We start from the raw sequence: 24,818 nt of genomic DNA, 5'->3' as shown, positions 1-24,818 counted from the left end.
CCCCTCCCCACCCCCCCTCCGGCCCCTCCCCCCACCAACCCCCCCCCCCCCCCCCCCCTCTCCCCGCCCCCCCCCCCCCCCCCGGGGGCCCCCCCCCCCCACCTCCCCTAGTGACTGTCCATCCCAGCCGAGAAGGAGCCATCGTGACCCCGTCCGAAACGACCAGCGCACCCATCACTCCGCTGACGCCGACCCTTCTCCGCGTCGCCCAGCACCTGGCATGCGGCCTCGCGCCGAAGGAGATCGGCACGCAGACCGGGCTGTCGGCCGAAACCGTCCGCCAGTACCTGCGCGACATCCGCGAAAGCCTTCACTGCCCGCCGCGCTGCAAGCCCCCGGTGATCGTGCACCGACTGTTCGCCACCCAGCAGGTGACCGTTCCCACGGCCGACCGGCCGGCGCCCCAGCTCCGTCCCGAGGACCTGCTGTTGCTGCGAGCCGTCGCCGATCACAGCGACCCCCGCGGCATCGCCCTCGCCGCCAAGCTCGCCCCCGCCGACCTGCGCGCCGCGCTCGACCAGCTGCTCGTCGACACGGGCGCCGAGAACACCACCCAGCTGGTGATCCTGGCGCACGGCTGGAACCTGCTGCCGGCTGAGCCGGTGCGCGTCGGAGCGAGCCAGTGAACCGGCACCCGGCCTCCACTGCCGCCCAGGGCCGACCAACTGCGGCACCTTTCACCACGGCGTCCCTAGTCGCCGTGTACGAGATGCGCAAGTTGCGCACGGACGCCGAGCGCGAGGAAGCCGCCGCCCTCGTCCAGGACCGCCAGCGCTGGCTCACCCTGCGCGGCCTCCCCGTGCCCGCTCAAGCCGACGTACCGGCCCTCTTCCGAGACCCGGAGACGAGGCCGGCCGGGCTGTTCGAGGACGGGAAGCTGCTGGCCTGCCTGATCCCCCAGCGCGACCCCGGTCTCGGCTGGGGCGAAGGCCCCTGCCTCTTCCTCGGCTGCGTCCACACCGTGCCCGACCACCCCGACGACATCACGCGGCTGATCACCCTTTGGGCCTCCGACTTCGCCGCCCGGCAGGACCTGCCCGCCGTACGCGCCGAGACCCTGGCTCGCCACCCCCTGGACGCCGACCCCATCGCCGCCCTTCTGCGGCGGCTCACCGACGTGGGCTGGAACATCCGAGGTTCAGGCACAGGACGCGAGGGTGACCGAGTCGCCCGCCTCGAACTCGCCGCCGAGCACCGGTCCGGGCTGAGCACCCTCATCGCCTGCCGCGTCCACGCGCCGGAGACGGCCCCGGACGATCGGGGCAGCGCGTGACGACCGCCGCCCCCCAGCGCCCCGACCTCGCCCGCGAACTGATCGCCCGCGCGGTCTCTCGGCGATGACGAACCCGACCGGACTCCCCTCTACCCCTCCCGCCTCAACGCGGGAGGCCATGTCCACAACCGCGACTCCGCTTGAGGCGATGTCGTCCTCGTTGCCAATTTCCCCTCGATGGACGGCGCGATGACGAGGCCGAGATCAGCGCAGGCGGAGCGCAACGAGGTCTTACTCAAGCACCTGGAGACCTTGGAGTGGTCCATCAGCGGCTTCGCCCGCCGGATCGCCGCGCGCTGCGAGGCCATCCACCTGCCCTACACGGTGGTAACGAGTACGGTCTCCCGGTGGTGCAAGGGTGCGACCCCCCGCGACGACCTCGCGGCCACCGCGTGCCACGTGCTGTCCAAGGCCCTGAACCGGGTGGTGACGCCGGAGAGTCTGGGCTGGCCGTCCGACACCGGCTTGGTCGCGGCGCAGTCGCTGGAGTACCTGGATGTCCCTCACGCCGTACGGATGCTCTCGAAGTTGTGGGCCCTGGACGCGATGCGGCGGCGCAACGTCGTCAAGAGCGCGTTCTCCCCGGGCGTGTTCGGTCCCGCCTCGAGGGAGGCGCTCGTCATGCCGGCCGACGCCGTGCTCGGCGGGCTCGGGCAGCACAGGGTGACCGCAGCGGACATCGACCTCCTCGACGAGCAGACGCGCCTGTACGGCAAGCTCGACTCCCAGCACGGCGGGGGCAAGTTCCGCGGCGTCTTCGCGTCGATGATGGACACGCACGCCACGCCGATGCTGAACGGGACCTTCTCCGCGCGGACCGGGCGCCGACTGTACGGCAGCGTGGTGGACGCCGTCCTCGCGATGGCGTCGATGGCCTACGACGACCAGCTTCCCGGCCTCGCCCAGCGCTACGACCTTCAGGCGATGCGGCTGGCCCAGGCGATCGGCGACCGCGCCCGCATCACCCGGGTCCACATCCACCAAGCCCGGCTGGCGGCAACGCAGGGAGGGCAGACCGACGTGCTCGCGCACGCGCGAAGTGCCGTGCTGGCGGCCAAGGGCGCGCCGCCCTTGGTCAGGGCCTACGCGTGCGTGACCGAGGCCCGGGCCTGGGCGCTCAACGGCCAGGCGGACCAGGTCGTGGCGGCGGTGAAGCAGGCCCGCGAGTTCCTCGTCCGCGCGCAGAGCAGCTCCGGCCCGTCCTGGCTGGAGTGGTTCGATCTGCGTGAGCTGGAGGGACAGGCGGCGTGGGCGTTCGCCGTCGCCGGCCTGGCTGAGCAAGGCGCCCAGGCGCTGAAGGAGGCGTCGGCCCTTCCCTCCGACCGCACGCGCGACACCGTGGAGCTCCTGATCACCGAGGCCGAACTCGCGCGGCTGCGCGGTGACTCGGCCGAGCACACGGCGGCGGCGAGACGTGCCTCCCAGGCGTCACAGCACCTGATGAGCCGACGACTCTCCGAGCGTCTGGACCACCTCAACACGGGCCAGCCGCTACGGGACTTCTGACCTTCCCGGACCGCCGGGGCGCCCCGGCAGCCTGCGGACGAGGCCGCGATGTGCCCAGGGCGTCTGGCTCGGTGGCCGGTCAGCCCGCGGGAAAGAGCTCCCGGTAGACCGCGTGAGACCGGAAGACGCCGCCGTGGTGTGGGGAGACGAGAGAGCCGCAGTGCTGTCGCCCGTCGGCGGTGTGCAGGACGGCTTGGAGCTGGTAGTCCGGGTGCACGCGGTCGTCGCTGAGGGCGGCCGCTAAGGTGAGCTCCAGGACGTCTCCGGGCTCGACCGGCACGGGGCTGTCGAAGAGCGGCAGGTAGATGGTGGCCCAGTTCGTCTTCATGCGCAGCGCGTCGAGCGGCTCGTCGTCCGGCAGGCACCAGAGGTTGAGCCAGGTGAGCACGCCATCCACGAGGCCGGGCCGCGTGATGGCCAAGCGCGTGGTCCTACACTGCTGCGTCTGCAGGTCGCCGTTGAAGTCGAGCGCCTCGACGACCGCGCCCTCGGAGAGCAGTGCGTCGGCGGGCGGCTTCTCGACCCTGAGCCGTACGTCGAAGGGGCTGCCGTGCCAATCGAAGATGCTTTGCAGGTAGGGGAGCGCGGCCTCGGCGAACGCCACGGGCTGGTCGGGGAGCAGGTCGGACAGGCGGACTGCGGCGGCCAGCGTGACCGCACGGTGGGGTATGACCATGCCGCCGGGCTCCATCAGGCGGGTGCGGGCGTCGGCCAGGACGGCGGCCGCGCCTTCGGCGCCGGCGAGGGAGCCGATGATCTCGGCGACGCAGACATCGGCGCGGGGGGGGCGAAGCGGAGGCCGGTCGACTCGCCGAGCAGGAGCGTGATCCGGTCCGGGGAGGCGAGGGCCGGCAGGTTGGCGGCCGCCTTGTGGAACGCGTCCTCGATGACCTCGACGGCTACGGCGTGCCGAGCTCCGGCCTGCACGCCTTCGCGCGCCCAGAGCAGGTCCTGTCCCGTCCCGATGTCCAGGATCCGCCGGTCCGGTGCCAGGTGCGCCAGCGCCGCGCGGAAGCGGCGGTTGCGCTCGTCGTCCGTGGTCATGGTCGTGTAGAGGAACGGGTCGTAGATCGGGTACTCCCCCACGCTCGGCCACAGGGCGGGGCGGCCCTCCCGTCCGGGGCCGGGGTCGACACGGACGCTCACGGTGTGTCCGGGGATCTCGATGTGCTGGATATCGCGCATGGTTGGCCTCTCGCGGCGAGGTTCGGCGGGGGGGGGGGGGGGGGCGGGCGGGGGGGCGGGGGGGGCGGGGGGGGGGGGGGGGGGGGCGGGGGGGGGGGCGGGAGACGCTGTGGGCTCCGCTGCGGGTCGGGGGGCCCCCGCGGGGGGGGGGGGGCCCCCCCCCCCCGCCCGCCGCCCCCCGCCCCCCCCCCCGCCACGTGCTGGGTGGTGGGCTCAGATGCCGGCGGTGTGCCAGGTGATCCTGGCGGGGGTGTCGAGCGGACGCCGGTCGGCGACATCGGAGGCGATCCGGGTGCCGACGTACAGCCAGCCCAGGAGCTGCTCGTCGTCGTCGACGCCGAGGTGCTTGCGGACCTGGGGGGCCTGGACGGCGGGGCCGGTGCGCCAGATCGACGCGAAGCCGTGGCTGTGCAGGAGCAGCGACAGCGTGGTGACCATGCCGGTGGTGGCGGCCAGCTGCTCCCACTCTGGGACCTTCGGGTAGTCGGGCACGGGACGGTGCACGATCGTCAGGAGCAGGGGCGCACGCAGGGGCTTGGCGGCGGCGCGGCGGGCCTGCTCCGGAGTGTCGGCGGCCTCGGCGAGCGCGTCGCCGAGCCGGGCCCGCTCCTCCCCGCTCACCACGACCAGCCGCCAGGGGCGAAGCCGCCCGTGGTCAGGGGCGGTGGCCGCAGCCTGGACAAGGCGTTCCAGGTCGGCGGAGCCGGGGGCGGGCAAGGTCAGCCGGGAGGCGCTGCGTCGGGTGAGGACCGCGTCCAGGACCGGATTCGGGGACCGGGTCATCGGGTCGTCTCCCGGGCCGGGGCGCGCTCGGGATCGTCGTGAGGTGCCGGCGGGGTCATTCGTGGGTCGTCACCGGCCACGCGCCGGAGGATGGGGGCGGTGGCCGCGGTGGTGATGACGGTCATGATCACCAGGAGGGTGAACAGGGTCTCGGTGATGACGCCGGTCTGCAGGCCGATGCCGAGGACGACGAGTTCGGTCAGGCCGCGGCAGTTCATTAGCGTGCCGACGGCGGCCGACCAGCGCCAGTCGGAGCCGGTGAGGCGGGCCGCGCCGGCCGCGCCGCCCCACTTACCGACGACGGCGACGGCGAGGATGGCCGCGCCCCAGCCCCACTGTCCGGCGGGCAGGTTGGAGAAGTCGGTGTGCAGGCCGGCGTCGACGAAGAACAGCGGCAGCAGGAGAGGCAGGACGACGGCGCGGATGCGCGCGGCGCTGCGCTCGACGGCCGGCAGGCCGCGGGGGGCGGCGGCGCCGAACAGGAACGCGCCGAAGGCGGGGTGCACGCCGAGCTGGTCGGTGGCGTAGGCACTGAGGCACAGTCCGGCGAACAGGAGGGCCAGGACGAGCTCGTCGCCGGTGCGGCCGGCGCGTTCGAGCAGGGGGCGTATCAAGGCGAGGGCGACGGCGTAGGCGGCGGTGAGGGCGAGGGTGGTCAGGGCCGAGATGGCGGGGCCGGTGGTGGCCAGGGCGACAGCGGCGGTAAGCAGGCACCAGGCGAGGGCGTCGTCGGTGGCGGCGCAGGCCAGGGCGAAGGCGCCCAGGGACGTGGTCTCCAGGCCGCGGTCGGCGAGGATCCGGGCGAGGACCGGGAAGGCGGTGATGCTCAGGGCGACGGCGACGAACAGGGTGAACGGCAGCCGCCCGACGCCGTCGGGGGCGAAGTGCGGGTAGAGGGCGGCGGCCAGGGCGGCTCCGAGGGCCATGGGGAGGAGGAGCCCGGTGAGGCTGACCGCGGCGACGGCGCCGCGGGTGGTGCGCAGGCTGCGCAGGTCGAGTTCGAGTCCGATCAGGAAGAGGAACGCCATCAGGCCGAGGTTGCCCAGGGCGGAGGTGACGGGCAGGACCGAGGGGGGCAGGAGGTGGTGCTGGACGGTTGGGGCGAGCCAGCCGAGCAGCGAGGGGCCGAGCAGGATTCCGGCCAGTATCTCGCCGATGACCGGCGGCTGGCCGAGCAGCCGGACGGCGCGCCCGCCGGCCTGGCAGGCGAGGACCACGACCGGGACGGCGAGGAGCACGGGCAGCAGCGGGTCGGACACGACAGCTCCAGGAGTCGGGCGAAGGACCGCACGGCGCGCGGCATGGCGGCGGGGCGCGGGGCGGGAGGGATCAGGCGCGGGTCAGCGGCAGGGTGGTGCAGCGCAGCGAGCCGGGGATCCGGGTGACCTCGTGGTAGTCGACGGTGAGGACCTCGAGTCCGCGTGCGGCGAGCTGCTCCGTGATGCGGTCGCTGCCGGCGGCGACGATCACGGTGTCCGGGGCGATCGCCAGGACGTTGGCCTGGAGGGCGCGCGCTTCCGCGCTGGTGATGTCGATGAGGTCGAAGTGCTGCGCGAACCAGGCCAGTTCGGCGGGCGGGAAGACGGCGCGGTGGATGAGGGCGGTGCCGGGCGCGACGATGGTGAAGTGGTCGTCGAGGTGGACGATGCCGCGGGTGGCGAAGCGGACCGGGCGGACCTCGCGGTCGACGCCGTGGTGGGCGAGCGCCCGCTGCAGCGCCTCCACGCCGGCGGGGGAGGTCTCCTCGCCGAGGCCGACCAGGACGGTGCCGGTGTGCAGGGCGACGTCGCCGCCTTCGATGGTGCCCTCGTCCAGGTGGGCGATGTGCGGGGCGCTGGTCAGCAGCGGGGCGAGCGAGTCGGCCTCGGGGCGGCGGTGCGTGGCGTTCAGGCGCGCCATGACCAGGACGTGGTCGATGACGAAGGCGATGTCGCGGGGGTAGTGCTGGACCGGGCAGCCCGGCGCGGCGTCGAGGAGGGTCACCTCGGTGCCGCGGCCGCGGAGGAGGTCGATGAGGGTGTCCTGCTGGGTGCGGACGGTGGCCGGATTGTACGGCTGCCAGGAGCTGGTGGTCTTCTGGCGGGTCAGGACGGGGTGGACGTCGGGGCCGTCGAGGTCGGGGGTGACGTCGCTCGCGTGGCGCATGGCGACGTGGCGCAGGGCGCCGTACTCGCTGGTGGCGTGCGGGGTGAGCACGATCAACTCTCCTGGGCGGGGTGCGGGACAGGTCGGAGGTGAGCCGGACGCGGCGCAGACGGTCCCAGGAGGGTGCGGGGTCCGGGGGTCGGCAGGTCAGGGCTGCCGGCCCCCGGGAGGTCTCGCGGGTGTCAGCCGACGGGGCTCTTCTCCGTGGTGTCGGGGACCTGGTCCAGCCAGGCCACGGCGTCGTCGCGGAAGGACTGGTTGACGGGGACGAGATCGGCTCCGCTGGTGTCATCCAGGGCCGTGACGACGATGCCGAGCTCGGGGACGTCCTTGTCGATCGCCGCGAGGCGGCTGCCGCAATTCGGGCAGAAGCCGCGCTGGGCCTCACCCTCGAACGTGGTGTACCAGGTCGGCTCGACGCCGTTCGTCCAGATGACGTTCTCCGGGGCGAAGCCGGCCCACCACATCATCGGGCCGCCCCCGAGGCGCTTGCAGTGCGGGCAGCTGCAGGTGTGCGGGTAGACGGCCTCGCCCTTGACAGTGAAGCGGATCTTTCCGCACAGGCATCCGCCGGTGCGCTTCTGGGCGGCGGCGACGATGTCGAGGGTGGCGTTCATCAGTTCATCTCCGAGGCGCGATGGGCGAGTTGAGCCCACCAGTTTGTCATCCCCTCCATGATCGTCAGCCAGCCGTCGAGGGCCTGCGGCAGGTCGATGTGGAAGAGTTCACTCTCCTTGATGAACCTGGCCAGGCCCTCGATGTGGGCGGCCTCGACGCTCATGCCGCCGACCTGGGCGGCCTCATGCCCCTCGTCGAGGTGGAGGTCGTAGTAGTACTTCAGGGCCTTGAGCTCGCCGCCGCTGCCGGCGCCGGTCAGCTCGCCGTAGCGGTTGGTGATGTCGCGCAGGATCTCGGTCTCGGCGATCGCCACGGCCTCGGTGGCGTAGTAGGCGCCGGCGATGAGGCTGGACATGTGCGAGCCGACCATCCACTGGTGGAGGTTGACCAGCGTCTCGGTCTCCGGGGCGGGCACGTGTCCGTTGACGAGCAGGCCGAGGTCGGACAGGAGCGCATTGGTGTAGAGGACGTAGTGCGCGGGCACCTTGCCGCGCTCGCCGCCCTCCTCCAGGTGGTTGCGGCGCAGCTCGTGGGCGAGCTCGGGGCAGTGGCCCTCCACGGCGGTGGCGGCCGCCTTGAGGTACTGGGCGTTGTAGCGGGCGAACACCGAGAGCTCCTCGATGTACATCCGGGCCTGGCGCTCGTTGAGGTCGGCGGCGCCGACCTTCTCGGCGATCCGCGCGTACACCCACTCGACCAGCGGGGCCAGGTGCTTGGTGACCAGGGCGGTGCCGGAGGTGAAGTTGCCCAGCAGGGTGCCGTTGACGGCGCTCTGCGTCTCGGGGTGGGTCTTCAAGTAGGCGTGGACGAGGCTGTTGTCGGGGGTCATGCGTCGGCGTCCTTGGTGTCGGAGGGGCGGGGGGTGAGGTGCAGGCCGCCGGTGGCGCCCAGGGCGCGGACGGCCGTCAGGAGCTCGGCGTTGTCGGGCAGGACGAGGTTGTCGCCGCGGTTGAGGGCGGTGACGGTGTCCCGGTCCAGGCCCGCGCCGTCGAGGGCGACCCCCGGCTGGTGGCCGCGCAGCAGGACCTGGTGGGAGTCGCCGTCGTCGAGGAGGGTGGTGACCTGGTAGGGGGCGATCAGGCGGATGCCGGCGCCCGGGGTGACCTGCTCGGGGTCGAAGGCGTCCGCGGCTTCCTGGCGGGAGAGGTCGCCCTCGACGAGCTCCCAGCCGCCGTTGCTCAGCAGCGTGGCCCACCGCTGCTCGGTGTGCTCGCGGGCCGCGGAGCGGACGTGGTCGGCGGCGACGGTGAGGAGTTCGCGGCCGACGCCGACCAGCCGGTCGGCGACGGAGCCGGGCCCGGCGGCGGTGTCCGCCATCGCGGAGGGCTCGTTGAGCGGGTCGTCGGGCCCGTCGCCGGCCAGGGCGGCAAGGACGTCCGGGATGATGCGGCTCTGCAGGAGCTGCGCGTACGGGTAGGTGTACAGCGGCATGGCCACCGAGACGGAAAAGGTGTCCTGGGTGCCGACGTGGAAGACGCGACGGGGCAGGAAGAGGGCGTCGCCCGGCTCCAGCAGGAAGTGCTCGGCCTGCTCCAGCAGCGCGCGGTAGTCGCCGAAGGTGGGCTCCTTGCCGCCGGTGAGCTTCTCGTACTGCTCGGCGGGCCAGCAGTAGAAGTTCTTGGCGTTCGGGCCGAGGTGGACGAGGAAGGCGTCCTCGTAGCCCTCGTGGATCCCGAAGGCCGTGCCGGCGTAGTTCCCGGCGAAGGCGACCTGTTCGGCGCCGCCCAGCGGCAGGCCCCACCCGTCGATGAGGGTCCTAAGGAAGGTGCCGAGGCCGGCGGCGAGGGCGGGGCTGACGGTCTCCAGGTTGTTGATGACCAGGGAGAACCGCTCGGCGCCGGCGAGGTTTTGCATCCACGGCACGAAGGCGTCCACGCCCCCGTCCCAGGTCGGGGCGGTCAGCGCCTGGGGCAGGAGGTCGTCGCGGCGGTCCTCGCCGACGTAGACGCGGGCGTGCGCCTTGATGCCGGTGCCGGCGGTGTGGGCCCGGCGGATGGCCTCGAATCCGGCCAGGACGTCGTCCGGTCCGGCCGCGATCGCGGGGATGATGCCCTTGAACAGGAAGGGCGTGGTCCGCCCGGCGGTGTGGTCGGGGAAGGTGCCGTTCCAGAAGGCACGGTCGGTCGGCCAGGGATAGGCGGTGTCCATCAAGGATCTCCTGACGTCGGGGCGTACAGCCGTGGGCCGGGCGCGGTGGCGGGGTCAGCTGAGGTAGTCCTCGGGGCCGCCGCGGCGGACGGTGTCGAGGGTGAAACAGTGGAAGCCGCCGCCGAACAGCCGCCGGTGGCGGTGGCGGACGGGGACGACGGTGAACCCACGGCGCTCCAGGACCTCGATCAGCTCCGGGTAGAGGGAGTTGACGACGACGGTGTTCTCGTCGATGGACAGCAGGTTGATGTCCATGTACCGGCTGCCGATGGGGATGACGAAGCCGAGGTCGCTGTAGTCCGGGAAGTTGCTGTCGTCGGTGTCAGGGGCGTAGATCACGTCCCAGGACTGCATGTCCTTGGGCAGGTACTTCAGGTAGGCCGGGGAGCGCAGCAGCATCAGGCCGGGGCGCAGCGGGACCAGGACGCTGTCGATGTGGTTGTCCGCCATGGCGTTCAGGCGGTGGAACCGCAGGCTGGGGAGGTTGTTCCTCAGCCAGCGCAGGGCGAGTTCGTGGTTGTGGTTGGCGACGTTGACCAGGACGTCACGGCCCAGGCGCATGCACTGCGCGCCGTCGAAGACCATCTCCAGGCCCAGGCCCTCGATCGCGCCGGTGCTCTCGCCGTCGGTGGCGCGGCTGACGTCCAGGTCCTGGCTGGTGAAGTAGGAGGTGTCCAGGGAGCCGCGGGCCAGGGCCGGGCGCGGCATGCTCACCCAGTTCGCCCCATACCGGTAGTAGCCGTAGAACGCGGGCTTGAGCAGGTCGTTCTCGAAGATCCGGGCCCGGACGTGGGGGGCGGTCTCCACGATGGTGTTGCCGAGGATGATGGTCTGGTCTCGGACGTTGAGCGGCGGGGTGGCCCGGGCGTCCCAGTGCGGGGAGCGGATGTCGACGTCCTTGCCCGGGGCGGCGGGTCGCAGGACCTTCACCCCGCATCCGGTCAGGGCGTCGGCCAGGCCGGCGATGTCCTCGTTGAGCTCGTCGACCAGCTGCGCGGGGATCGGCAGGAGTTCCTCCCCCGTCTGGCTGGTGTGCCCGGCGAGGACGGGGGCGACGTTGTCGTAGAAGAACAGCCGCCACGAGGTGTCGGTGTGGTGGGCGTCGTAGTGGTCGGCGCGGCCGAGGACGACCTCTTCGAGCCGGGTGAACTCGTCGAAGCTGTTCAGGGCCGTCGAGGCGGGCGCGGGCTGGGGCATGGTGGGCCGCCTCCTCGGCGGCGGGCGACGGCGCGCCCTCGCCTCCGGCCCGCGAAATGCGCGGCCGGGACGGGGCGGTGCCGTACGAGGTTCGGAGGTCGGGCGAGGACGAGGTCAGGCGGCCGAGGCGTGCCGGGCCCGGGTGCAGACGACCGGGGCGGCGGCGAGACGGGCGATGATGTCCTCGATCACGCACGGCTGGTCGGGGGTGGCACGGCGCCGGAAGAAGTAGCCGGAGCACCACGGCACTTCACCGAAGCGCGGCAGGTGCTCGGCGGCCAGGGCGCGGGCCTCGGGAAGGCGCCGCCAGGGGATCTGCGGGCACCAGTGGTGGATGGGGTGGAACATGTCGTCGAGGTGACCGCCGAGCAGGTGCCGAGTGAGCCAGTGAGAGGTCCAGCCGCGGGTCTGCAGGAGGATGTCGCCGTTCTCGATCAGCCCGGCGTGGTTGCCGAGATCGGTGATCCAGGTGACGACGGGCCGCACCAGGACGAGGGGAAGCAGCCAGTAGAGCAGGAGGTACGGCACGCCGCCCACGGGCCACAGTGCGGCGACGACCCCCGCCCACAGCACGGTCCTGGCGGCGAGGGCCTGCCAGGTCTCTCCCGGCGCGCGGGTGAGCAGGGTCAGCACCGCGGTCTTCGGCAGCCGCCACAGGGCGTTGCGCACGATGACCCGCAGCACGAAGGCGCGGCGGCTGGGCGCCCGGCCCGCGGCCCGGATGTTGCCGGCGCGGTAGGACTGGAACATCGGGTCGTCGTCGGAGCCGAGCTTGGCGTGGTGGACGTAGTGGCTGCTGCGGTAGGGCTCGAAGCCTTCGCCGAGCAGGCCGGTCAGGATGTGCCCGACGACCCGGTTGGCGCGGCGGGTGGCCATGAGCTTGGAGTGCACGCACTCGTGGCCGAGGTTGGACAGGTGACGCTGGCGCACCCCGGTGTAGCAGACCGCGAGCAGGGGGCCGGCTACGTGACCGAGGAGATGGCCGGCGATCGCTGCGGCGGCGATCGCCATGAGGTCCCAGGCGACGTCCCACAGACCGATGGTCGGGCGCCCGCAGAGCTTCTCCAGGTCGGCGACGAGCTCCTGGCCGAGAGCCTTGCGCACAGGGCCGGAGGCTCCGGTGCCATTGCGGGTCCTGCCGGCGGCGGGGCTGCCCATCAGGTTCTCCAGTCGACGCGGTGCGGATGAGAGCGGGGCCGTACTCCGGCGCGCCCCCGCAGGACGGGCTGCGCGGGCGGCCTGCCGTTGGCGGGCGCGCCGGAGCACGACGAAGAGGTGGATCAGCCGCAGGTCAGGCGGCGACGAGGGCGCTGTCCGGGCGCATGCCGGCCTTCAGCTCGGCGGCGTCCGGGCGCATCCCGAGCTTCAGGTCCGCGGCGTCCGGCCGCATGCCGGCCTTCAGCTCGGCGGCGTCGGGGCGCATACCGGCCTTCAGGGTGGAGGCGTCCGGGCGCATGCCGGCCTTCAGCGCGGCGTCGGGGCGCATGCCGGCCTTCAGGTCGGTGTCCGGGGTCATTCCAGCGGTAGCGATCATCGAGTTCTCCCTGCTCGGTCGCGGGTGATCCGCGAGTCCGGGTGATCGGGCTGTGGAACTGCCGGGCCGCGGGTCCGGTGAGGTGCTGAACCGTCGGCTCGGCACGCCGTGGCGTGGGCGCACGCCGTTGGAGAGGGCCGCGCCGCAGCACGTCCCCTCCACCTGTGGAGGAGCGTTGCGTGGCGGTCACGCCGGGCGCTTGGCCAGTCACGCTAGAACTCGGCCGAGGCGGGCCGCAACGGCTCTGGCCGTTGCGCCGGTTGCACGGGGCCGTTGCGTCACCGTTGCGCGCACACCCTGCCTGAGCTGCACTTATGCCGAAGTTGGTTCCTGGACGGGCCCCGCTCCGGGCCCGTTGGCCGCGGCCGGACGGTCGGAAGGGCTTCTGCTGCTCGCCGGGGCACGGCTACGTTGTGGCCCCGCCGAGGACCCGAATCCTAGATCACCGTGGCACCCGGCTTCCCGCGAACTCCGCCCGGAAACAACGGCCTTGAGGAGCCTCCGTGCTCAACCCCGTCGTCATGAAATCCGACCTGCTGTTCACCCTCCGGGACACCCTGCGGGCCGAAGCCTTCGCCGAGGTGACCACCCCGACCATGCGCCGAGCCGACCTCGGCCCAGGGCGCCGTCTGCCCGTGGACCACGACGGCGGGCGGTTCCTGCGGGCGATGATCGGCCCGGCCCTGCGCGTGAACCTGGAGCATCACCCGCGCATCTTCGAGATCGGCGCGTGCTTCCGGCCCGAGAAGCCCGACGAGCTGCACGCGCCCGAGTTCCAGATGCTCGACCTCTACGCCGCCGACGAGGACTTCGACTTCCTCCTGGTGCTCGCCGAGAGGCTGATCCGCCCGCACCTCCCCTACGCCCCCCAGCGCGTCTCCGTCGCCGGCCACATCCGTGACCAGTTCGGTATCGACCTGCACCGCGAGCCCCTCGGTGACCTGCCCGCGCGGATGGCCGCCCACCTGGGCATGAGCGCGGACGTGCCGTTCAAGACGGTGCTCGGGCAGTACGTGGAGCGCGAGGTCGAGGCCCAGAGCGCCGGCGCCGCGCTGTTCTTGACCGAGTACCCGGTCGGCGGCGACGAGCCGTGCGCCCGCCTGACGCCCGGCACGACGGCCGCCCTCAACCGCTTCGAGGTCCTGGTCGACGGCATCGAGGTCGTCCACGGCTACGAGGACGAACCCGACGGAGCCGCCTTCGTCGACCGGGCCCGCGCGGTCGACCTGTACGACGACGAGCAGGCCCTGGCCAGGGAGGCGATCGACACGGGACGCATGCCCGCCGGCAGCGTCGGACTCGGCATCGGCATCGAGCGGCTGTGCATGGCCGCCTCCGGCGTCAAGGACATCAGCGTCTTCCAGCCCTCGCCCCGTTTCTGACCGCCCCGATCACCGTCCGGAAGGAGTGACGATGGATCTGTCGCTGCGCCCGCTCGACGAGAGCGGCTTCGGCGCCGTCGTCGACGCCAACCTCGCGACCGACGCCGAGCGCCTGGCGCCCCAGCTGGCCGCGGCCCTGCATCAGCACCGGCTGCTGCTCGTGCCCCGCCAGCACCTGACCCACGCCGACCTGCTGACCGTAGCCTCCTGCTTCGGGACGATCGACACCAGCGTCGATCGCCGGTATGCCGTCGGCGGCTTCCCGGGCCTGACCGTCATCAGCAACATCGTTGAGGACGGCGAGCACATCGGCGTCTACGACGGGGACAACGAGGAGGAGTGGCACGCCGACAACAGCTTCAAGTCCCAGCTCACCTCGGCGACGATGCTCTACTCGGTCATCACCCCCGAGCACGGCGGAGAGACCCGCTTCGCCGACGCGACCCGGGCCTACGCCGACCTCCCCGATGCGGTGCGGCAGCGGATCGACCCGATGCGTGCGCGGCACTCTCTCGAGCTGCTCGGCGCGCTCCAGAGCCAGGCCAGCGGCGGGCAGTCGTCGATCGTGGCCGGGAGCCTGGCCGCGAGCCCGGAGGTCGAACACCCGCTCGTCCTGACCCACCCCGTTACCGGGGCCCGATCCCTGTTGCTCGGCTCCATGGTGATCAGCGGCATCACCACGCCCACCGAGCAGGAGAGCCGGACGCTGCTGGAGGAGCTGCTGGAGCACGCGACCAGCGCGCCGTACGTCTACACCCATCGCTGGAGCCAGGGCGACATGGTCGTGTGGGACAACTTCGCCACCCTCCACACCGCCTCTCCCTGCGACAGCTCGCGGCACCGCCGGCTGCTGTACCGCGCCGGCGTCCGATAGCCCGAAAGCCCCCGCGTTCACACCGCCGGATGACCGGCGGCGAGAACGCGAGGGATGCCCCGCAGCCGGCCCTAGGGTTTGCCCATGACCGCGAAGGTTCCCCTGAAAGAGACCGCTCTCAACGCCGAGCGCATCGCCCGCATCGGCCGCGAAGTCCACGCAGCCTGCCCTGAGTTCGACGCCGAAGGCTTCGTGGCGTCGGTGATGGCGGACCTTCCCCGGCTGGAGCTGAGCGCCCGGATCGCCCGGACCAGCCAGGGCCTGCACGACCACCTCCCGGTCGGCGGCCCCGACGCGCTCGACGTCCTGCTGCGCTCGCTGCCCCCGACGCCCGCGGCCGCCGGGGTGACCAACGACTTCGGGCTGCACATCTACAGCCCGCACTCCGACTACGTCTCCCGGTACCTGCGCACCGCCGAGCACCTGGACCGGTCGCTCGCCGCGCTGGCCCGCATGACGGGGTACTTCTCCGCCGAGCTCCCGGTGCGGCACTTTCTCGCCGACTTCCCCGACGAGACGATGAAGGCCGTCGACGCGTGGAGCCGCGATGAGGACTTCCGAGTCCGCCGGCTGGCGAGCGAGGCCACCCGGCCCCTGCTGCCTTGGGCCCCACGGATCGCGCTCCCCGCCGACGCGGGCCTCCCTGTCCTCGAGACCCTCTACGACGACCCGCACCTCTACGTCCGCACCTCCGTGGCCAACCACCTGGGGGACATCGCCGCCACCCAGCCCGACCTTGTGCTGGCCACGCTCCACCGGTGGAACGCTTCGGGCCGGGTCACCGGCGAGCACTTCGCCTTCCTCGCCCGCAACGCCCTGATGAACCGGCTGAAGGAGGGTTGGCCGCCCGCCTACGCCCTCCTCGGCTACCTCCACGACGCACCGATCGCCCTCACCCCGCTCGTCCTGAAACGCACCGAACTTCGCGACGGCGACACCCTGGACTTCTCCGCCGCTCTCACCGCCACCGCGACCACCCCCGTCCACGTGATGATCGTGATCGCCACCACGGGGCCGAGCGGACGGCCACGCGAGAAGGTGGCCTTCGTGCGCCGCGCCACCGCCGAGCCGGGCCAGGAACTACGACTCGCCAAGGCGCACCCACTGCGCTCGACCGCACGCTGGAAGGTCTCCCCCGGCTCCTACTCCCTCGCCCTCCAGGTCAACGGCCGCCGCTTCCCCGCGGTCGCCTTCACCGTCCTCGACACCTAACCCGCGCTCCCGCCCTTCCAGCCCCGATCACCCGCCCAGGCCGCCGTCGTACGCCGCGGCCCTGGTTCGTGCTGCCCGCAACCCCCCGAAGGAGTGATCCGACCTGATCGAACGAGTTTGAACGACGACACTCCAGAGCCAGCACGGCCCAACCCCGGCACTAGAACTCACGTTCACCAAATGCCCTCTGAGCAGGCCGTGACGGGACCAGATCCACCGCGTTTTTAGAGCATCAGTGCCACACCGACACCCAGACGGAGGACGCCATGCACCCCACCCTCACCTCCTTGCAGCAGCCTCCCAGAATCGAACGGCGGCCCGGCCGTCTCGTGCACAACGTTGACGGCATGCGCACCTCAGAACACCCGGATACGGGGTGGGCGGCATGAGTGAGCCCACCGATGCATCAGCCCACAGCGTTCCGGGACCGCGCACCACCACCCCGCCGTCCCCCGCCCCCGCCTCCGCTTCCGCCGCCTCGGCGGCGGCGGCCACCGCGCCCGAGGCGCAGATGCGGTACGTCGACCTGACCGGCAGCCGCGAGGCGGCCGGTCGCTCCATCCGGATGCGCGACATGGCCCGGCGCCTGCCGCAGCTGGTCCGCCGCTCGCTGGCCCTGGCCTGGCGCGTCGACCGGCGCGCGACCGTCGGCCTCCTGCTGTGCCAGCTGATCACCGGCATGATGCAGGCCCTGGGACTGGTCGCCATCGCTGGCACCCTGACCGCCCTGCTGCGCGACGGCGACGTCTACCACCGCCTCCTTCAGGCATGGCCCTCCGTCGCCCTGCTCGCCGGGGCCGCCGGCGTACGCGCGCTCCTCGGCATCACCGTCAACTGGCTCTCCTCCCGGCTGGGCCCGCTGATGTCCCGCGAGGCCGAGCAGATGCTGCTCACCGGCTGCGCCGAGGTCGAGCTGTGCGCCTACGACGACCCCGACTTCAACCGCGACCGCGAGGCCGCCGACCGGGGGGCCCAGGTCACCGGCGACCTGATCAACGAAGGCCAGGACCTGATCGCCTCGGCCGCCGCCTTCCTCGCCGGAGCCATCGTGCTCGCCGGCGTGCACTGGGTCCTCCTCCCCCTCCTAGTTGCCGCCAGCCTCCCGCAGGCCCTCGCCCAGGTCAGCGCCGCCCGCGTCCGCTATCTGGCCAACCTCCGCAGCAACGGCGACAACCGCATGCTGTCCGTGCTGCGCTGGCACATCTACACCAAGGACGCCGCCGACCAGATCCGCGCCGGCACCATGGCCCCCTTCCTCTCCGGCCGCTACCGCAGCACCGTCGCCCGGATCAACCGCGAGGACCGGGCCGCGGCCGACCAGGGCGCCCGCATGTCGCTGGTCGGCGCGATGTGCGGAGGACTCGGGTCGGCCGTGGTGTGGGCGGCGGTCGTATGGCTGCTCGCGACCGGCCGGATCACCGTCGGGCACGCCGGCACGGCCGTCTTCGCCCTGCAGACAGTCGGCATGTCGGTCCGCGGTCTGGTGGCCGTCGGCGCCCGCGCGGTGCGCACCGGGCTGTACATGGACGACTGGACCGGGTTCCTCGACAAGGCCGGCGGCTTCCGCATGCGCCGCGGTCCGCACCACCCCGCGCCGCCGGAGACGATCGAGGTCAAGGCGGTCACCCACCGCTACGCCGGTAAGGACCGCGACGCCCTGTCCGGTGTCTCCCTCACCCTGCGCCGCGGCGAGGTCACCGCGCTGGTCGGCTTCAACGGCTCGGGGAAATCGACGCTGTCAAAGCTGGTCAGCGGCCTCTACCTCCCAACGGACGGGCAAGTGCTCTGGGACGGCGTCCCCACCGACGATGCCGACCCGCAGGCCCTGTGGCGGCAGGTCGCCCTCGTGCCGCAGGACTACGCGCACTGGCCGCTGACCGTGCGCGAGAACGTCACCCAGGGCCAGCCCACCGTGCGCGGCGACGCAGCGGTCCGTGAGGCGTGCGCGGCGGCCGACGCCGACGAGGTCGTCGACAAGCTCGGTGCCGGCCTGGACACCCTCCTGGCCCGCGAGTGGCTCAACGGGGAAGAACTCAGCGGCGGTCAGTGGCAGCGCATCGCCCTGGCCAGGGCGTTCTTCCGCCCGGCCGGTCTGCTGGTCCTCGACGAGCCAACGGCCAACCTCGACCCCCGCGCCGAGTACAGGATCTTCCAGCGGCTGCGGACCCTCGCCCGGGACCGGACGGTGCTGCTGGTGACCCACCGCATCACCAACGTCGCCATCGCCGACCGCATCGTCGTCCTCGACGAAGGCAAGATCGTCCAGGAGGGCACCTACGCCCAGCTCTCCCAACAGCCGGGCTTATTTCAGCAGTTGCTGTCCTATCAGATCACGTCCGAACCGGACGGCGACAAACACGAGACCCCCGCGTGAGCCGCCCCGGCGCCACCTCCGCGCGCCCCGCCGAAACGCCCGCCACCGCTGCGGACACCCCCGCTCCTCTTCTGCCGCCCCGAGGTGATGACGTGCCGCTCAGCCGCTCCCACATCCGCAAGACCGCCGAGGCGTACCTGGCCCGGCATCCGCACGAACGGGACTCCCTCGCCGGACTGCTGTCCCTCCTGGACGGCGACGACCACCCGGCCGACCGCGCGACGCTCCCCGGCCACGTCACGTGCAGCGCGGCCGTCATCGACCGGGAACAGCGCGTGCTGCACATCGGTCACCGGGGCACGGGGCTGCTCCTCAACCCGGGAGGCCACATCGAGGAGGACCGAACGCTGCTGGCGGCGGCGCTGCGGGAAGTGTGCGAGGAGACCGGTCTGCGGCCGGGGGACCTCTGTCTCACCCCGCAGTTCCTCGGCGCCCCGATCGACATCGACGTCCACGGCATCGACGCCAACCCCGCCAAAGGCGAAGGCGCCCACCAGCACTTCGACTTCCGCTTCGTCTTCTACCTCGTGCCCGAGCAGCACCCCCGGCTCGTCTTGCAGGACGAGGAGGTCTCCGGCTCCCACTGGCTCGACTTCGCCGACGTCCGGTCCTCGACCTTGCGCTCGAAGCTCCTGGAGGCACACGCTCGCGGTCTGGACGGGAGGCCGGAGCCCGTCAACGCCTCCGCGCTAATCCACGACGGACAGGGCCGCTACCTGCTTCATCTGCGCGATCACAAGCCAGGCGTCATCTGGGAGTCGGGGGCGTTCTCCCTTCTCGGCGGCGGTCGCACGCACGGCGACCAGAGCCTGGAGGGCACGCTGCTGCGGGAGTTGTCCGAGGAGGTACCCGGCCTCCGCCTCCAGGATCTGAAGCCGTACGCAGTGGAGGCCGCCACGAGCGTCGACGGCCTCAGCGTCCCGATCCAGATCTTCGCCGGCCAGTGGCGCGGCAACCCCGACCGGCTCCGGCTGCATGAGGGTGTCCTGCTGCGCTGGTTCACGCCCGACGAACTGGACCGGCTGCGCCTGAGCCCCGCTACCGGGGACCTGATTCGCCGGCACGCGGCCGAGAACCCCCCGGACGACAAGCCAGCCGCAACTCCTCCCGTGTGGGACGGGGGCAGCCGGGTGGTGCTGAACGGCGTCGGGGTACACCTCCACCTCGAAGATGCCGAGGGCCGGGTGCTTCTCGGCCTGCGTCACCCCGAGTCGAAGTACGCGGGCGACACCTGGCACTACCTGGCCGGACGGTGCGAGCAAGAGTCCGCCCTCGCGTGCCTGGTCCGCGAGGCATGGGAGGAGGCGGGGCTGGTGATCGACCCCGCGGACGTGGAGCTCGCGCACGTCGTCCACGTCGTCGACGCCCCGGGCAGCCTGCCCCTGATGCAGCTCGTCTTCCGGGCTCGCCGGTGGGAGGGCACCCCCGAGGTTCGCGAGCCCGACAAGTGCCTGACCTGGCGGTGGTGGCCGCGGCACGAGCTCCCGGACCAGATCGTCTCCTACACCCGCACGGCCATCACCGCGATCTCCGAAGGCCGTCCCTATTCCCAGCTGGGCTGGTGAGCAGGTGAGCACACCGACCGGTGGCGGACACGGCCGACGGGCCCAGGCCACGCCCACGCACGTGCTGCGGGGGCTCCTGGTGGGGCAGAGGGAGGTACTCCGTGCCGCCCTGCGCTGAGACCTCCTCCGCCTCCGGCACTTCGCTGTGGCGGCACCGGGACTTCCGCCGGTACCTGACCGGCCAGGCTGCGAGCGTGGCCGGCAGCTCGATCACACAGATGGCGCTGCCGGTGCTGGCCGTGATCCGCCTCGACGCGACCACCGCCCAGGTCGCCTGGCTGGCGTTTCTCGGACAACTCCCTCCCGCGCTGCTTGCCCTGCATGCCGGCGCGCTCGCCGACCGGCACTCCAAGCGCCGGCAGATGATCGCCGGTGACCTGGTGAGCGCGGCGGTCCTCGCCACCGTGCCGGTGGCGGCCGCGCTGGGCACCCTCACCCTGACGCAGCTCATGATCGTCGCCGTGGTGCAGGGGGCGGCGAGCGTTCTCCACGACGCGGCGGCCATCAGCCTGCTGCCCAGCCTCGTCGACCGGTCCTTGATCCAGCGGAGCAACAGCCGGGTCGGCGCGCTGTTCGCGGTCGCCGCGACGGCCGGGAGCCATCTCGGCGCCGCGCTGACCGCGCTGCTCGGCCCCGCCCGTGCCCTGCTCGGCGACGTCGCCTCCTACCTGATCAGCGCCGTGTGCACTGCTCGCATCCAGACCGCCGAACCCGGCCGCGCCCGCCCGGAGACCCGTCGGTTGCGCGGTGAGATTGTCGAGGGCCTGCGGTACGTGCGCGGCGATGACCGGCTGTGGACCCTGACCCTGGTGAACGCGACGACCTCGTTCGGCCTCGGGCTGCTCAACACCCTCTGGGCGCTGTACCTGTTGAGGTCCCTGGCAATGAACGCGACCGCGTTCGGCGTGGTGCTGGGCCTCGGCGCGCTGGGCGCGGCCGCCGGAGCGCTCACCGCACCGGTCTTGGCCCGCCGGTGCGGCCCGGGGCCGATGATGCTGGTCGCACTCGCGATCACCCCGGTCACCCAGCTCCCGCTGCTGCTCGCCTCCCCCGGCCTTGCCTGGCAGATCACGATCGGTGCGGCGCTCTTCCTGCAGCTCGCCTGCGCCGGTGCCGCGGGCACCACCCAGCGATCCATCCGCCAGATCGTCACCACGGCCGAATTGCAGGCGCGGATGCAGGCGGTGAGCACCTGGCTGACGTCCGGCGCCCGCCCCGTGGCCGCGCTCCTCGCCGGCGCCTTGGGCACATGGATCGGTGTCCGGCCCACCCTGGCCGCCGGAACCCTCCTGCTACTGATCCCGCTCGTCGTCCTCGCCCGCTCCCCGATCCGCGCCCTACGGCAAATGCCGAACCCGCCAGCCACCCTTCCACCGGACCCGCCCGCAGCCCGGACGTCCACTCCCGCCGTGCCCTCACCGGCGCGCACGGACGACGCGCGGCACGACCGCGCTCTTGGAGGCGAAGCCTCGTGACTGAGGTGCCGAACTCGACGGCGACGCCCGCTGCCGCACGACCCGATCCCCTGGAGTGCACCGTGCTGAGCGATCCCGCTGCGCCTGCCGCGCCCCTCCTTCCGGTGCAGCCGGCCGCCGACACCCTGGAGGCTGTGGCGGCCCGGGCGGCGATGGTCGCCCGGCTTGAGGAGAGTGGAGAGCTCGGCCCCGGACCGGTGCGTGAGGCCCTGCTCGCGCTGCCGCGTGAGGCGCTAATCCCCCAGGCGTACGTGCGTCGCAGCGCCCCGGACGAGACCCCGCCGCACTGGGATCTGCTCGACTTCTGCCGGCCCGACGACCGGGAGGAGCTGCTGGAGCGGCTGCACAGCGGGGACAGCGTCGCGATCCAGCACGGCGGCGAGCCGATCCTCGGCCGCGTTCCCGGGCCGCGTCGCGGCGGTGCGATGACCGCAATGTCGAGCACGATGCGCCTGACCGCGGATCTTCTGCAGCAGCTGGACCTGCGGCCCGGTCAGCGGGTGTTGGACGTGGGAACCGGCGCCGGGGTGACCGCGGCGGTGGTGTGCTTCGTGTGCGGCGACGCGGGCGTCGTGACCCTCGACATCGACCCGCACGTCACCGCGGCCGCCCGCGAGCGGCTGTCCGCCCTCGGCTACCGGCCGACCAGGGTGACCGGGGACGGCACCACCGGGTGGGCCACCACCGAGCCGTACGACCGCATCTTCGTCTCCTTCGCCGTCCGCCACGTGCCGCAGGCCCTGGTGGAGCAGCTTGCCCTGGGCGGCCACGCGCTGATGACTCTCGGCACGTCGTCGCCGTCGTGGCCGAGCTTGGCCATGATCGAACGACGGCAGGACGGGAGCCTGGAGGCCCAGCTGCGGGCGGTCGAGTTCGGTCACCGGGCCGGTGCCGGCTTCGACCGGCTGTTCCTGTCCGCCGCGTTCCGCGAGGAGATCACCACGGCCGACGGATGGACGCAGCGCAGCATGCTCGCGCCGCCGCCCGACACGGCGCGCGGCATGTGGCTGGCCCTGGACCACCTGCATCCGGGCCTGGTGCGCAACTTCGGTGCCGACGACCTGACGATCGGCGCGCCCGAGTGCCGGTCGTGGATGCGCGTGCAAGCCGTCAGCGACCGCCGGTGGGAGGTGACGACTTCGGGGCCGCGGGACATCTGGGCGGAGATCCAGGACGTCGCCGGCCGGTGGCGGGCGGCAGGCACACCGGACGTCTACCGGATCCACTTCGACGCCGACGGCGGCCAGCGCGCCACCAGCCCGAACGGCGCACTGACCTGGCAGATTTCCCCTGGCAAGACTGGAGATGCACGATGACCCGCCCCGACCAACCGGCCTCCGCGGCGGCTTCGGACGATGCCCTGTTCGGGCCCGAGGCCGCCGACTACGCCCGCTACCGTCCCGGCGTACCGGGCGCCGCGGTCCACCTTCTGGCTGCCACCCAACACGGTGTGCCCGCACCGGTCCTCCTGGACCTGGGGACCGGCACCGGCCAGGTACCCCGCGCGCTGCTGCCCGTCCTGCGCCGACTGGTGCACATCGACCTGGTCGACGTGAACGCCTCGATGCTTCAGGCGGCCCGCGTCGCACTCGAGCCGGTCCGCGGAGCGTGCACGGTCGACGTCTTCCCCGGCGCCGCCCACACCTTCGCCCCCGCCGAACCCGGCCGGGCGCCCACCCTGATCACCTGCTGCCGGTCCTTCCACTGGATGGCCCGCCCGGAAGTCCTGTCCATGGCCGACCGCATCGCCGCGCCGCACGCCGTCGTGGCGATCATGGGCGACGGCAGCCTCTGGACCCACGAGGCCGACTGGACGGCCGCCCTTCGGGAGCTGATCCAGAGCTACCTCGGCGACGACCGGCGCGCGGGCACCCGCGGCACCTACGCCGAGCCTGGCCGCTCCTACCAGGACGACCTGGCCGACTCGGCGTTCAGCGAGGTGACCGAGCACCACTTCCCCGTCACCCGTACCTGGACGCCTGAAGACGTCGTCGGCTACCTGCGCACCACCAGCTTCGCCCGCCCCGCCCTGTTCGCCGGCCGCCATCACGCGTTCGAGGCCGCCGCTCTCCGGCTGCTCCAGGACCATGCCGGCGACGGCGTCCTGACGGAGGACACGGTGTTCACCGTGCTGCTCGCGCGCCGCCCCGGCGGCGCTGCGTGAGCGGCGCCCAGCGGCACACCGAGTCGCTCGACGTCCACCTGATCGCCGTGCGCGACGGCGCGGCGGGGCCCGAGGTGCTGCTGTCCCGGCGGGCCGGCGGCGTGTACGCGGCCGGCTGCTGGCACCTGGTGTCCGGGCACCTGGACGGCCCGTGGGAGGACATGGTCACCGCCCTGGTGCGCGAGGCCCGGGAGGAGTCCGGTGTCGTCATCGACCCGGCCGATGTCCGGGCGGCCGTCACCGTGCACCACCGCTCCCCTGCCGGCGACGCCCGGATCGGAGTGTTCCTCGAGGTGCGGCGGTTGGAGGGCGCCCCGGAGGTCAGGGAGCCCGAGGTGTGCGACGCCATGGGGTGGTTCTCCTTCGACGCCCTGCCGGAGCCGATGGTGGCGTACTGCCGGGCCGGGTTGGATGCCTACCGGGCCGGCGCGCGCATGGCCCTGCACTTCCAGGAGCCCGGCGACCCGATCGCCTACGACCGGTCCGTCGACCGGCTGGTCCTGGTCCCCGAACCCGCCGCCCGCGGCACGGCCCCGGAGCAGGCGGTGCGTGCGTTCGCCGAGCAGGCGGTCGGCCGGATCACCGCGTGGACGGACGTGTCCTGGGCGCGGGAGGAGAGCCGCGTGTGGCGGGCGACCGGCGCCGAAGGCGGCGAGTGGTACGTCAAGATCCACCAGGACGACCGCTTCCACCACCGTGAAGTGGACGCCCTGCGCGACTGGGTCCCCGGTCTCGGTGCGGCCGCGCCCCGGCTGGTGGCCGCCGACTCCGCGCTGCGGGCCGTCGTGCTCACCGCGGTGGGCGGCCGCACCCTGCACGGCGCCGTCCACCCGCCCGAACAGCAGCGGCGGATCTTCCACCGCATCGGGCAGCTCGCCGCGACCATCCACCACAGCACCCCGCCCCGCCCGGCCGGCCACAGCCTGCCGGTGGCGAAGCTGGAGCGGCACCTGGCTGGAGCCCTGCCCCATCTCGCGCCCGGTGACGAGGAGTTCATCCGCGCCACCGCCGGGAGGGCTGCCGGTCTCGCTCCCCTGGAGACCGTGCCCACGCACGGCGACTTCCAGCTCCGCAATCTGCGCTGGGACGAGAGGGCCAACGCCCTCTACGTGATCGACTTCGAACGGTCGGAACCCGGCCCGGCCGTGCGGGACTTCGTACGGCTCTCCGACGCCTGGCACGGCCGGCCCGACCTCTTCCAGGCCCTGCTGGACGGCTACGGCCGCCTCTTCACGCCTGAGGAAGAGGCCCAGTTCACGGTCTTGTCCGTCCTCGACGCCGTCTCCGGCATCGCCTACGGCAGCGATCACGATGACCCCGAGCTGGTGGAGCGCGGGCTGCGCACCCTGGCCCGGTTGCGCATCGCGCAGCGCCCCTGACCCC

23 protein-coding genes are annotated in these 24,818 nt (G+C 72.6%); 12 read left to right on the top strand and 11 right to left on the bottom strand.

All coding sequences use genetic code 11. From position 1 onward, the window contains the following. The first annotated feature begins 143 nt into the window (after positions 1 to 143). The 3 genes from ACFWR9_RS14045 (at position 144) to ACFWR9_RS14035 (ending at position 2,779) form a co-directional block, all read left to right on the top strand. The gene (locus ACFWR9_RS14045) at positions 144 to 626 is read left to right on the top strand and encodes a DNA-binding protein (protein WP_383840591.1); all 483 of its coding nucleotides are present in this window, start codon (positions 144 to 146) and stop codon (positions 624 to 626) included. A gap of 83 nt (positions 627 to 709) precedes the next feature. Then, a complete protein-coding gene (locus ACFWR9_RS14040; protein ID WP_383840588.1) occupies positions 710 to 1,273 on the top strand; it encodes a hypothetical protein in 564 nt (187 codons plus the stop codon). Positions 1,274 to 1,462: 189 nt separating this feature from the next. Beyond that, on the top strand, positions 1,463 to 2,779 hold the full coding sequence (locus ACFWR9_RS14035; protein WP_383840585.1) for a transcriptional regulator: 1,317 nt from the start codon (positions 1,463 to 1,465) through the stop codon (positions 2,777 to 2,779). A gap of 79 nt (positions 2,780 to 2,858) precedes the next feature. Here the strand turns inward: ACFWR9_RS14035 and ACFWR9_RS14030 are convergent, their stop codons facing one another. From ACFWR9_RS14030 to ACFWR9_RS13980, 11 genes are all read right to left on the bottom strand, one after another. Then, on the bottom strand, positions 2,859 to 3,455 hold the full coding sequence (locus tag ACFWR9_RS14030) for a hypothetical protein (protein ID WP_383840582.1): 597 nt from the start codon (positions 3,453 to 3,455) through the stop codon (positions 2,859 to 2,861). A gap of 14 nt (positions 3,456 to 3,469) precedes the next feature. Further along, positions 3,470 to 3,964, bottom strand: a complete 495-nt coding sequence (locus ACFWR9_RS14025; protein ID WP_383840578.1) for a hypothetical protein — start codon at positions 3,962 to 3,964, stop codon at positions 3,470 to 3,472. A gap of 213 nt (positions 3,965 to 4,177) precedes the next feature. After that, positions 4,178 to 4,747 carry a nitroreductase gene (locus ACFWR9_RS14020; RefSeq protein ID WP_383840575.1) on the bottom strand — a complete coding sequence of 190 codons (570 nt, stop codon included), beginning with the start codon at positions 4,745 to 4,747 and terminating at the stop codon, positions 4,178 to 4,180. Then, positions 4,744 to 6,006, bottom strand: coding sequence for a cation:proton antiporter (locus ACFWR9_RS14015; protein WP_383840572.1), 1,263 nt, complete (start codon positions 6,004 to 6,006; stop codon positions 4,744 to 4,746). Before ACFWR9_RS14015 ends, ACFWR9_RS14020 begins: the two co-directional genes overlap by 4 nt. 70 nt (positions 6,007 to 6,076) lie before the next feature. Then, positions 6,077 to 6,943 (bottom strand): dimethylarginine dimethylaminohydrolase family protein, encoded by an 867-nt coding sequence (locus ACFWR9_RS14010; RefSeq protein WP_383840568.1) that lies wholly within the window; start codon positions 6,941 to 6,943, stop codon positions 6,077 to 6,079. A gap of 131 nt (positions 6,944 to 7,074) precedes the next feature. Continuing rightward, a complete protein-coding gene (locus ACFWR9_RS14005; protein ID WP_383840565.1) occupies positions 7,075 to 7,509 on the bottom strand; it encodes a GFA family protein in 435 nt (144 codons plus the stop codon). Further along, entirely contained in the window at positions 7,509 to 8,339 is an 831-nt protein-coding gene (locus ACFWR9_RS14000) for a DUF3865 domain-containing protein (RefSeq protein ID WP_383840562.1), read from the bottom strand. The genes ACFWR9_RS14005 and ACFWR9_RS14000 overlap by 1 nt, the downstream gene beginning before the upstream one ends. Then, on the bottom strand, positions 8,336 to 9,658 hold the full coding sequence (locus ACFWR9_RS13995) for a JmjC domain-containing protein (RefSeq protein ID WP_383840559.1): 1,323 nt from the start codon (positions 9,656 to 9,658) through the stop codon (positions 8,336 to 8,338). Before ACFWR9_RS13995 ends, ACFWR9_RS14000 begins: the two co-directional genes overlap by 4 nt. Before the next feature lie 54 nt (positions 9,659 to 9,712). Next, positions 9,713 to 10,855, bottom strand: a complete 1,143-nt coding sequence (locus tag ACFWR9_RS13990) for an inosamine-phosphate amidinotransferase 1 (protein WP_383840556.1) — start codon at positions 10,853 to 10,855, stop codon at positions 9,713 to 9,715. A 114-nt stretch (positions 10,856 to 10,969) separates the two neighbouring features. Further along, positions 10,970 to 12,013, bottom strand: coding sequence for a fatty acid desaturase family protein (locus ACFWR9_RS13985; RefSeq protein ID WP_383840553.1), 1,044 nt, complete (start codon positions 12,011 to 12,013; stop codon positions 10,970 to 10,972). A gap of 133 nt (positions 12,014 to 12,146) precedes the next feature. Beyond that, a complete protein-coding gene (locus ACFWR9_RS13980; protein WP_383840550.1) occupies positions 12,147 to 12,389 on the bottom strand; it encodes a hypothetical protein in 243 nt (80 codons plus the stop codon). 503 nt (positions 12,390 to 12,892) lie between these two features. On the opposite strand from ACFWR9_RS13980, the gene ACFWR9_RS13975 reads away from it, so the two are divergent. The 9 genes from ACFWR9_RS13975 (at position 12,893) to ACFWR9_RS13935 (ending at position 24,814) form a co-directional block, all read left to right on the top strand. Further along, the gene (locus ACFWR9_RS13975) at positions 12,893 to 13,771 is read left to right on the top strand and encodes an amino acid--tRNA ligase-related protein (protein WP_383840548.1); all 879 of its coding nucleotides are present in this window, start codon (positions 12,893 to 12,895) and stop codon (positions 13,769 to 13,771) included. 31 nt (positions 13,772 to 13,802) lie between these two features. Then, positions 13,803 to 14,645 carry a TauD/TfdA dioxygenase family protein gene (locus ACFWR9_RS13970; RefSeq protein WP_383840545.1) on the top strand — a complete coding sequence of 281 codons (843 nt, stop codon included), beginning with the start codon at positions 13,803 to 13,805 and terminating at the stop codon, positions 14,643 to 14,645. Positions 14,646 to 14,729: 84 nt separating this feature from the next. Next, the gene (locus ACFWR9_RS13965; protein ID WP_383840542.1) at positions 14,730 to 15,857 is read left to right on the top strand and encodes a hypothetical protein; all 1,128 of its coding nucleotides are present in this window, start codon (positions 14,730 to 14,732) and stop codon (positions 15,855 to 15,857) included. 511 nt (positions 15,858 to 16,368) lie between these two features. Continuing rightward, the gene (locus ACFWR9_RS13960; RefSeq protein WP_383840714.1) at positions 16,369 to 18,231 is read left to right on the top strand and encodes an ABC transporter ATP-binding protein; all 1,863 of its coding nucleotides are present in this window, start codon (positions 16,369 to 16,371) and stop codon (positions 18,229 to 18,231) included. 92 nt (positions 18,232 to 18,323) lie between these two features. Continuing rightward, entirely contained in the window at positions 18,324 to 19,796 is a 1,473-nt protein-coding gene (locus tag ACFWR9_RS13955; protein ID WP_383840539.1) for an NUDIX domain-containing protein, read from the top strand. 101 nt (positions 19,797 to 19,897) lie between these two features. After that, positions 19,898 to 21,271 (top strand): MFS transporter, encoded by a 1,374-nt coding sequence (locus ACFWR9_RS13950; RefSeq protein WP_383840536.1) that lies wholly within the window; start codon positions 19,898 to 19,900, stop codon positions 21,269 to 21,271. Then, positions 21,268 to 22,587 carry a protein-L-isoaspartate O-methyltransferase gene (locus ACFWR9_RS13945; protein ID WP_383840533.1) on the top strand — a complete coding sequence of 440 codons (1,320 nt, stop codon included), beginning with the start codon at positions 21,268 to 21,270 and terminating at the stop codon, positions 22,585 to 22,587. Before ACFWR9_RS13950 ends, ACFWR9_RS13945 begins: the two co-directional genes overlap by 4 nt. Further along, positions 22,584 to 23,435: a methyltransferase domain-containing protein gene (locus ACFWR9_RS13940; RefSeq protein ID WP_383840530.1), complete on the top strand. Its 852-nt coding sequence runs from the start codon at positions 22,584 to 22,586 to the stop codon at positions 23,433 to 23,435. Before ACFWR9_RS13945 ends, ACFWR9_RS13940 begins: the two co-directional genes overlap by 4 nt. After that, positions 23,432 to 24,814, top strand: a complete 1,383-nt coding sequence (locus ACFWR9_RS13935) for a phosphotransferase (RefSeq protein WP_383840527.1) — start codon at positions 23,432 to 23,434, stop codon at positions 24,812 to 24,814. The genes ACFWR9_RS13940 and ACFWR9_RS13935 overlap by 4 nt, the downstream gene beginning before the upstream one ends. Positions 24,815 to 24,818: the final 4 nt, after the last annotated feature.

The organism is Streptomyces sp. NPDC058534, from assembly GCF_042717365.1.
GTDB lineage: Bacteria > Actinomycetota > Actinomycetes > Streptomycetales > Streptomycetaceae > Streptomyces.
The sequence above is the reverse complement of the archived record's forward strand: the minus strand, read 5'-3'. Positions and strand labels throughout refer to the sequence as shown.

Bases quoted from the DNA above. Each gene is read 5' to 3' on its own strand.
- ACFWR9_RS14040 (WP_383840588.1), top strand. From the start codon at position 710: ATGCGCAAGTTGCGCACGGACGCCGAGCGCGAGGAAGCCGCCGCCCTC.
- ACFWR9_RS14035 (WP_383840585.1), top strand. From the start codon at position 1,463: ATGACGAGGCCGAGATCAGCGCAGGCGGAGCGCAACGAGGTCTTACTC.
- ACFWR9_RS14030 (WP_383840582.1), bottom strand. From the start codon at position 3,455: ATGGTCATACCCCACCGTGCGGTCACGCTGGCCGCCGCAGTCCGCCTG.
- ACFWR9_RS14025 (WP_383840578.1), bottom strand. From the start codon at position 3,964: ATGCGCGATATCCAGCACATCGAGATCCCCGGACACACCGTGAGCGTC.
- ACFWR9_RS14020 (WP_383840575.1), bottom strand. From the start codon at position 4,747: ATGACCCGGTCCCCGAATCCGGTCCTGGACGCGGTCCTCACCCGACGC.
- ACFWR9_RS14005 (WP_383840565.1), bottom strand. From the start codon at position 7,509: ATGAACGCCACCCTCGACATCGTCGCCGCCGCCCAGAAGCGCACCGGC.
- ACFWR9_RS14000 (WP_383840562.1), bottom strand. From the start codon at position 8,339: ATGACCCCCGACAACAGCCTCGTCCACGCCTACTTGAAGACCCACCCC.
- ACFWR9_RS13995 (WP_383840559.1), bottom strand. From the start codon at position 9,658: ATGGACACCGCCTATCCCTGGCCGACCGACCGTGCCTTCTGGAACGGC.
- ACFWR9_RS13990 (WP_383840556.1), bottom strand. From the start codon at position 10,855: ATGCCCCAGCCCGCGCCCGCCTCGACGGCCCTGAACAGCTTCGACGAG.
- ACFWR9_RS13985 (WP_383840553.1), bottom strand. From the start codon at position 12,013: ATGGGCAGCCCCGCCGCCGGCAGGACCCGCAATGGCACCGGAGCCTCC.
- ACFWR9_RS13980 (WP_383840550.1), bottom strand. From the start codon at position 12,389: ATGATCGCTACCGCTGGAATGACCCCGGACACCGACCTGAAGGCCGGC.
- ACFWR9_RS13970 (WP_383840545.1), top strand. From the start codon at position 13,803: ATGGATCTGTCGCTGCGCCCGCTCGACGAGAGCGGCTTCGGCGCCGTC.
- ACFWR9_RS13965 (WP_383840542.1), top strand. From the start codon at position 14,730: ATGACCGCGAAGGTTCCCCTGAAAGAGACCGCTCTCAACGCCGAGCGC.
- ACFWR9_RS13960 (WP_383840714.1), top strand. From the start codon at position 16,369: ATGCGGTACGTCGACCTGACCGGCAGCCGCGAGGCGGCCGGTCGCTCC.
- ACFWR9_RS13940 (WP_383840530.1), top strand. From the start codon at position 22,584: ATGACCCGCCCCGACCAACCGGCCTCCGCGGCGGCTTCGGACGATGCC.